The sequence below is a fragment of the Brevundimonas sp. UBA5936 genome (assembly GCA_002430835.1).
Lineage (GTDB): Bacteria > Pseudomonadota > Alphaproteobacteria > Caulobacterales > Caulobacteraceae > Brevundimonas.
Map to the genome: position 1 here is coordinate 510 of DJDA01000015.1, position 8143 is coordinate 8652.

Below are 8143 nucleotides of genomic sequence, written 5' to 3' on the forward strand. Positions count from 1 at the left end.
CCGGCCAGCGCGGCGGCGCCGTCGACGAGGAATCGCTAAAGGCCAACGCCAAGATGCTGGAGGGCGTGCTGCAGGAATTCGGCGTGCGCGGCCAGATCGACCAGATCCGCCCCGGCCCCGTCGTCACCCTGTATGAACTGGTGCCCGCGCCCGGCGTGAAGCACGGCCGCGTTGTGGCGCTGGCCGACGACATCGCCCGCTCCATGTCGGCCCGCGCCTGCCGCATTTCCGTGGTTCAGGGCCGCAACGCCATCGGCATCGAACTGCCCAACGCCAAGCGCGAGACGGTCTTCCTGCGCGACCTGCTGGCGTCCGGCGAATACGACAAGAAGAGCCATCTGCTGCCGCTGGCGCTGGGCGAGACCATCGGCGGCGAGCCTTATGTGGCCGATCTGGCGCGGATGCCCCACCTGCTGATCGCGGGCACCACCGGCTCGGGCAAGTCGGTCGGGGTCAACGCCATGATCCTGTCGATTCTGTATCGCCACTCGCCCGCCGAGTGCCGTTTCATCATGATCGACCCCAAGATGCTCGAACTGTCGGTCTATGACGGCATCCCGCACCTGCTGGCGCCGGTCGTGACCGATCCCAAGAAGGCGGTCGTGGCCCTGAAGTGGACCGTGCGCGAGATGGAGGACCGCTATCGCCGGATGTCCAAGCTCGGCGTCCGCAACGTCGCCAGCTACAACGAGCGCGCCCGCGAGGCCCAGGAAAAGGGCGAGCATTTCGAGCGCACAGTCCAGACCGGCTTCGACGAACAGGGTCGCCCGGTTTACGAGAGCGAGAAGATCCGCCCCGAACCCATGCCCTATCTGGTCGTGGTCATGGACGAGATGGCCGACCTGATGCTGGTCGCGGGCAAGGACGTGGAAGGCGCGGTCCAGCGTCTGGCCCAGATGGCGCGCGCGGCGGGCATCCACCTGATCATGGCGACGCAGCGCCCGTCGGTGGACGTCATCACCGGCACCATCAAGGCCAACTTCCCGACCCGGATTTCCTTCCAGGTCACCTCGAAGATCGACAGCCGCACCATCCTGGGCGAACAGGGCGGCGAGCAGCTGCTGGGTCAGGGCGACATGCTCTATATGGCGGGCGGCGGGCGCATCACCCGCCTGCACGGCCCCTTCGTCGGCGACCAGGAGGTCGAGGACGTCTGCAAACACCTGAAGGCCCAGGCCGAGCCGGAATACCTCGACCTGATCACCGACGAGCCGGACGGAGACGGCGACGGCGCAATGGGCGATGAAGGCGGCGGCACCGGCGACGACCTGTATGACCGCGCCGTGGCCGTGGTCACGCGCGACCGCAAGGCCTCGACCTCCTACGTCCAGCGCCGTCTGCAGATCGGCTATAACCGCGCCGCAACCCTGATCGAACGGATGGAGCAGGAAGGCGTCGTCAGCCCGGCGAACCATGCGGGCAAACGTGAGGTGCTGGCCGGGCCGCCGCCTATGGTGTGATCGGCTTGGTAGCCGAAGCGGCGGCTTTGCCGCCGGGCGCTATCGCTCGCCGCGCAGCGGCTCGCTGCTTCAGCGCCAATCGCGCACGACGAGGAACAACACGCCTCGGCTGACGCTTAAACGCCTCACGTCCTCAAGCAGCGAGCCGCCGCGCGGCGAGCGCTAGGACACTAAAACAATGAACGCCGCTTCATCGGAGCGCCGGAATATGGTCAGGCTGGCGTCATCAGCCTGCCGGATGAAGCCCCCACCCTCACCGGGTCGAAAACCGTTCAGAACGGGAGAAGAAAAGACATGAGCATTTCCCGCCGCGCCTTCGGCCTCGGCTCCGCCGCCCTGGTCGCGCTCGCCGCCGCCCCCGCCGCCGTCCTGGCGCAGGCCGGGCTGTCGGCCGACGATCAGGCCGTGCTGCGCCAAGCCCAGACCTATCTGACCGCCATGACCACGGCCCAGGGGACGTTCGTCGAGACCGGGCCGAACAATCAGCGCCGCACCGGCCGCTATTATCTGCAACGTCCCGGCAAGATGCGGTTCGAGTACACCGAGCCTGCGGGCCTTCTGGTCGTCGCCGACGGCAATAACGTCAGCCGTTGGGATCCGCGCCTGAACGTCTTCCGTCAGGCGCCGCTGGGCCAGACCCCGCTGTCCACCTTCCTGGCGCGCGAGGTCCGGCTGGATCAGGGCGTGAAGATCGATCGGATCACGCGCATGGACTCCGGCGCCTTCGCCATCACCGCCCGCGACGCGCGCCGCCCCAACGAAGGCTCGGTCATCCTGGCCTTCGCCGGTTCGCCCGTGCGCCTGCAGGAATGGACCATCACCGACGCGCAAGGGTCGCGTACGCGGGTCCAGCTGACCACGCTGCAACCGGCGCCGGGCCTGGCCGCCAGCCTGTTCCAGCTGCGCGACCCGACCCGTCGCAGCCGCCGCAACTGATCCGCCGCCAAAAAAGAAGCAGGGCGAATTTGTGACAGTTTGACCTTTTTCGCCGGGCGTGACACTTTGGGCACAGGACGGCGGCGGCCGTCCCGCCCGCCACGGATTCATCCCCGCCTGGCGGCGAGAGAGACGAACTTCATGCGCCCGGACGTCGCTCCGGGCGCTTTTTTAATGCACGCCACAACCGGCTTAGACCCCGCCCCGCCAAGCTGCTAAGCCCGCTGGCATGAGTCTTCGCATCGTCACCTGGAACATCAACTCGGTCCGCCTGCGCATCGATCAGGTCGCCCGTTTCGTCGCCGAGAACGCCCCGGACGTCCTGTGCCTGCAGGAGATCAAATGCACCGAGGACCAGTTCCCGCGTCAGGCCTTCATCGACATGGGCCTGCCCTACCTGCGGATCGGCGGCCAGAAGGGCTGGCACGGGGTGGCCATCGCCAGCCGCCTGCCCATCGTCGACAGCCCCAAGCTGGATGTCTGCCGCGAAGGCCACGCCCGCTGCGTTTCGGCCGTGGTCGAGGGGGTGGAGGTGCAGAACTTCTACATCCCGGCGGGCGGCGACCTGCCGGACCGGGCGCTGAACCCCAAGTTCGATCACAAGATGGACTTCTATGAGCGGCTGACCGCCGAGATGAAGACCCGCGACCGCCAGCGTCCTCTCGTTCTGGCCGGGGATTTCAATATCGCGCCGGGCGAGAACGACGTCTGGAACCACCGCTTCATGTCCAAGGTCGTCAGCCACACCCCCGGCGAGGTCGAGACGCTCTATCGGCTTCAGGACGCGGGCGGTTTCGCCGATGTGGTGCGCGACCAGATCCCCGATCCGGTCAAGCTGGCCAGCTGGTGGAGCTATCGCGCCAAGGACTTCCGCAAGTCGAACCGAGGCCTGCGGCTGGACCACCTGTGGACCTCGCCCGGCCTGACGCCCGCCGTGGTCAAGGGCAGCGCCCGCATCCTCGACACCGTGCGCGAATGGGAACGGCCCAGCGACCACGCCCCGGTCGTGATGGACCTGGACGTCTGAGGCCGCCTCAGAAGGGGAAGAAGATCGGGATGGCGACCATGGCCGCCGCCCAGGTGATCAGGTTCAGCGGCGTACCGACGCGGACGAAGTCCATGTAGCTGTAGCCGCCCATCTGATAGACGAGGACGTTGGTCTGATAGCCGAAGGGCGTGGCGAAGGCGGCCGAGGCGGCCATCATCACCGCCACCAGGAAGGGACGCGGATCGACCCCTAGGCTCTCGGCCAGGGCGACCGCGATCGGCGTCACGAGCACCGCCACCGTGGCGTTGGACAGAAGCTCGGTCGCGAACAGGGTCACGCCGTAGAGCACGATCAGGGCGCCCAGAGGCCCGAACGGGCGGATCACCTCGATCAGCAGGCCCGCGCCCTGCGCCGCCAGCCCCGTCACCTCGATCGCCGTGCCGACCACCACCATGCCGGCGATCAGCAGCAGGATGTCCGGCTTCAGGCCCGAATAGGCCTCTTCCGGCGTCAGCACGCCCAGCAGGATCAGGGCCACCGCTCCGGCGAAGGCGGCCGCCGCGATGGGCGCGATCCCCAGCCCCGCCGCCGCCACCACCATCACGAACACGGCCAGGGCGATCAGCGCCCGCTTCCACTGCAAGGGCCGGTCGGCCGAGGCGTAGAGGTCGACGTCGCCCAGATGGGCGTCGCCGGTGCCGTCGCGCTGGCTTCGGCTTTCGCCCAGATGCATGAGGCTGGGCAAGGCGAAAGGCAGACGCCAACGACCCAGGCGCGCCGACTTCGTCCGGGTTCGGGCGTCCGCCAAGGCGCGAGCCTCGGCCTCCTGTCGCTCGCGTTCGGCCTCGGCCTCTTCTTCGGCGGTCGCCGTACGGCCCAGCTGGCGCGCGCCGAAGAAATAGAGCCACAGCCCGCCGACCAGGGCGATGACCAGGCCCACAGGCGTGATCTCGAACAGGCTGAACACCGGCTGACCGGCGTTGCGCGCCATGTCGTTGACCAGAAGATTGGTCGAGGTGCCGATCAGGGTCAGCAGGCCGCCCAGCACCGTCACATGGCTGAGCGGCATCAGAAACCGCTTGGGCGACAGCTTCAGCGACTTGGCCATGTCGCGCACGACCGGCGCGGCCAGCACCACCACCGGCGTATTGTTCAGAAAGCCGCCGACCGAGCCGCACAGGCCGATCACCACCCAGATGCCCGTCGCGCCGAAACGCCGACACAAGGACGTCGCCTTGCGGATCATCAACCCCAGCAGGCCCGACAGCTCGATGGCGTAGGCGATGACGAACAGCCCGGCCAGGGCGATGACCGCCGGGCTGGCGAAGGCGCTCTGCACCTCGACCGGGCGCACCACGCCGAACAGCAGCAAGGCCGCCGCGCCGCTGAGCGCCACCACGTCCGAACGCATCCGCCCGTGGATCATCAGCCCGACCACGGCGATCAGAACGATGAGCGCGATAATTTGGTCCAGCGTCACCCGCGCAAGACCCCCTCTTTCAGCCCAGCCGCGACCACGATCACGGGTCGGGGCGTCAATCAGCGTTTCCCGTGTTAGGCTGGTTCCATGTCGATCACAACGACCCGTCTCGCCGCGCCGCTCGCCCTGGCGGCGGCCTTGCCGCTTCTGACCTGGTGCCAGCGACCGCCGGAGCCGGCCGCGCCTGCGGAGCCGGCCCCGCCGCCGACGGTCGTGCTGGACTCCACCCTGAACCGCGCCGCCCTGCTGGCCGCCTTGAGCGAGGCCGGAACCGCCCTGGCCGACGGCCAGACCCGCGACGCGGCCCTGACCGGCCGAACGGTGTCAGTGCGCCTGCCCTTCGGTTGCGGCGGCGAGGCGGCCGTCGTCAGCGAGGTCGGCGGCCTGCCCCGCCTCGTTCGCAATGCAGACGGAAGCCTGACCCTGACGGTCACGCCGGAAGACCTGGGCGCGTCGGCGCTGGTCCCCGCGACCCGCGAAGGAGCGGTCGACAAGTGGGAGGCTGTCGAAGGTTTCTGGATCGCCCGGCCATGGAGCGGCCTGGACGCCTGTCCGGCGTCAGCAGCTCTGGCCGCTCCCGCCCCGGATCTCGCGCCTTCGCCGGCTCAAACGGCGATCAAGACGCCCGCCGAGGGCAAGACGGCTGAGGCCAAGACCGTTGACGACGTCACGGCGGCGCCAATCGTCCAGCCGGAACGCACAGCCGGGCTGGCCGCCGTGCTTGAAACGGGCGGCTCACGCCTGGGCCGTCGTCAGGGCCAGGCCTATGTCCATGTCATTCGGGGGGAGAAGGGCGTCGCGCCGACGCCGGCGCCGGGCGGCTATGCGCTGCGGCTGGAAGGTCGGCTGACCGCCTTCGCGGACGGCAAGGCCGTCCATTGCGTCCAGAAGGACGCCGAAGCCCGTCCGGTCTGCGTCGCCGCGCTGCGGCTGGACCGGCTGGCCTTCGAGGATGGGGCCACGGGCGCCCTTCTCAGCGAATGGCGCCCGCGTTGAGTTAGGCTCAGGCTGCGCCCAGCAGCTTGGCGCCGGCCAGCACGCCCAGAAGGATCAGGGTGACGCTGCCGGTGAAGACGACGATGCCTTCGAACGAGAAGCTCGAAGCGCGGGGATGCACGAGTTTCATGACTTGGTTCCTTTCGGCGGGGGAGTTCCGAACGGTCTCAAGATAGGAAGCGCGGCCGCCGGGGACAAACCACGGTTAGGCCGCCTCAAGTGACTTCAGATCACCCGATCCGCATCTGCGTCCTCATCCAGCCGCGATTCGGCCACGATCCAGTTGAGGAAGCGCCGCAGCTTGGGTTCGTCCGCGCGTTCGGGCAGGACCACCGCCCAATAGGCCAGGTCGTTGGTCAGGGCGTGATCGACCGGCTGGATCAGCCGCCCCTCGCGCAGGTCGTCCGCCGCCAGAGGCGCCGAGGTCAGGGCCACGCCGCGTCCCGACAGGGCCGCCTCCAGCGCCAGATGGCTGTGGCTGAAATGGGGGCCGCGCAGGTGGTTCACGCGCGGATCATCAACCCCGGCGCTTTCGAACCAGGCCTTCCAGCCCATGCGGTCGGCGTAGGGCATGTCGTGCCAGGTCTCGTGGATCAGCACCACGTCCAGCAGGTCGGACGGCTGGTTCAACCGCCGCACGGCGGCGAAGGACGGGGCGCAGACCGGGATCAGCCGCTCATTGACCAGCCGCCGCGCCACCTGGCCCGGATAGGGGCCTTCGCCGTAGCGCAGGGCCACGTCAGCCTCGCCGTTCGACAGATCGGCGATGCGGTCCTCGGCGAAGACGATCAGATCCAGATCCGGATTTTCCTCGCTGAAGCGATGCAGGCGCGGCGACAGCCATTTACTGGCCAGCGACGGCAGGGCGGTGATGCGCAGCTGGCGCGAACGACCCGGGCGCACGGCCTCCAGCGCGCTTTCCAGCCGCTCGAAGGCGTCGGCCACGCCCTGGGCCAGGCGCTTGCCGTCGGCGGTCAGGCGCACCGAGCGGTTGAAACGGTCGAACAGGCGCAGGCCCAGCCGCATCTCCAGAGCCTTCACATGGCGGCTGACGGCGCCGGGGGTGACGCCCAGCTCCTCGGCCGCCTCGCGGAAACTGCCGAGGCGGGCGGCTGCGTCGAACGCCCGAAGCGCCACCAGCGGCGGGGTCGGGCGACGCTCGCTCATCTGAGGGTCAGGGCTGGAGGCGGTAGCCGCCGGCGTCGGTCAGCAGCAGACGGGCCTGGCCCGGCTCGACCTCGATCTTCTGACGCAGGCGATAGATGTGGGTTTCCAGGGTGTGGGTGGTGACCCCGGCGTTGTAGCCCCAGACCTCGGTCAGCAGCTCTTCGCGCGACACCGGCTTGGCCCCGGCGCGATAGAGGTACTTGAGGATGTTGGTTTCCTTCTCGGTCAGCCGGACCTTCTTGCCCTTGTCGTCGACCATCAGCTTGGAGGCCGGGCGGAACTCATAGGGGCCGACCTGGAAGACGGCGTCCTCGGACTGTTCGTGGCTGCGCAGGTGGGCGCGGATGCGCGCCAGAAGCACCGCGAAGCGGAAGGGCTTGGTGACATAGTCGTTGGCGCCGGAATCGAGGCCCAGGATGGCGTCCGAATCCGACGACTGCGCCGTCAGCATAATGACCGGGGTGGACACGCCCGCCTTGCGGATCAGGCGACAAGCCTCGCGGCCGTCCATGTCGGGCAGGTCGACGTCGAGCAGGATCAGATCGGCCCGCGCCTCCTTGGCCTGGCGCACGCCGTCGGTCGCCGTCGCAGCCTGGGCCGGGCGGAATTCCTCGTGAAGCGCCAACTGCTCGGCCAAGGCCTCGCGCAGGTCGTTGTCGTCATCGATGATCAGAATGGTCTTGGGCGTGCGCATGGTCTCTTTAGAATGGCGAGGCTTGGGCCCGACGCCAAGGGCGCCAAACGCGATATTGCGTCCTAAGAGGCCCCAGGGACCATATTTCGTTCCCCGAACAGGGCCGAACCCACTCGAACATGGGTCGCGCCCGCCTCGATCGCCGTCAGATAGTCGCCGCTCATGCCCATCGACAGGACGCTCAGGCCGTTGCGGGCGGCGATCGCAGCCAGCAGGGCGAAATGCGGCGCGGGGTCTTCATCGGCCGGGGGAATGCACATCAGCCCTTCGACCGTCAGGCCGTGAACGTCGCGCGCGGCGGCGATCAGGGCGTCGGCGTCGTCCGGCAGGACGCCCGCCTTCTGCGGCTCAGCGCCCGTATTGACCTGAACCAGCACGCGAGGGCGACGGCCCGTCTTGCGCGCGGCGGCGGCCAGGGCGGC

At 68.6% G+C, this 8143-nt stretch carries 9 protein-coding genes; 4 read left to right on the forward strand and 5 right to left on the reverse strand.

What is annotated here, in order from left to right; all coding sequences use genetic code 11:
• From B2Y21_RS01130 to xth, 3 genes are all read left to right on the forward strand, one after another.
• A partial coding sequence (locus B2Y21_RS01130) for a DNA translocase FtsK (RefSeq protein ID WP_292056145.1) occupies positions 1-1460 on the forward strand: 1460 nt, incomplete at its 5' end.
• A 294-nt stretch (positions 1461-1754) separates the two neighbouring features.
• Complete coding sequence (locus B2Y21_RS01135) at positions 1755-2396, forward strand: LolA family protein (protein WP_292056147.1); 642 nt, start codon at positions 1755-1757, stop codon at positions 2394-2396.
• A 229-nt stretch (positions 2397-2625) separates the two neighbouring features.
• Entirely contained in the window at positions 2626-3423 is a 798-nt protein-coding gene (xth, locus tag B2Y21_RS01140; RefSeq protein ID WP_292056150.1) for an exodeoxyribonuclease III, read from the forward strand.
• A gap of 7 nt (positions 3424-3430) precedes the next feature.
• On the opposite strand, the gene B2Y21_RS01145 is transcribed toward xth, so the two are convergent.
• Positions 3431-4864, reverse strand: coding sequence for an SLC13 family permease (locus tag B2Y21_RS01145; protein WP_292056152.1), 1434 nt, complete (start codon positions 4862-4864; stop codon positions 3431-3433).
• An 87-nt stretch (positions 4865-4951) separates the two neighbouring features.
• Between B2Y21_RS01145 and B2Y21_RS01150 the strand changes: the two genes are divergently transcribed.
• The gene (locus tag B2Y21_RS01150) at positions 4952-5860 is read left to right on the forward strand and encodes a hypothetical protein (protein ID WP_292056155.1); all 909 of its coding nucleotides are present in this window, start codon (positions 4952-4954) and stop codon (positions 5858-5860) included.
• Between the two features lie 7 nt (positions 5861-5867).
• Here B2Y21_RS01150 and B2Y21_RS01155 read toward each other — a convergent pair whose 3' ends face one another.
• The 4 genes from B2Y21_RS01155 to B2Y21_RS01170 all read right to left on the reverse strand — a co-directional run.
• The gene (locus B2Y21_RS01155) at positions 5868-5990 is read right to left on the reverse strand and encodes a hypothetical protein (RefSeq protein WP_256375772.1); all 123 of its coding nucleotides are present in this window, start codon (positions 5988-5990) and stop codon (positions 5868-5870) included.
• A gap of 95 nt (positions 5991-6085) precedes the next feature.
• Positions 6086-7027 carry a transcriptional regulator GcvA gene (gcvA, locus tag B2Y21_RS01160; protein ID WP_292056156.1) on the reverse strand — a complete coding sequence of 314 codons (942 nt, stop codon included), beginning with the start codon at positions 7025-7027 and terminating at the stop codon, positions 6086-6088.
• Between the two features lie 7 nt (positions 7028-7034).
• Positions 7035-7721, reverse strand: a complete 687-nt coding sequence (locus B2Y21_RS01165; protein WP_003166566.1) for a response regulator transcription factor — start codon at positions 7719-7721, stop codon at positions 7035-7037.
• Positions 7722-7783: 62 nt separating this feature from the next.
• The coding region (locus tag B2Y21_RS01170; protein ID WP_292056158.1) for an alanine racemase at positions 7784-8143 on the reverse strand (360 nt) is incomplete at its 5' end.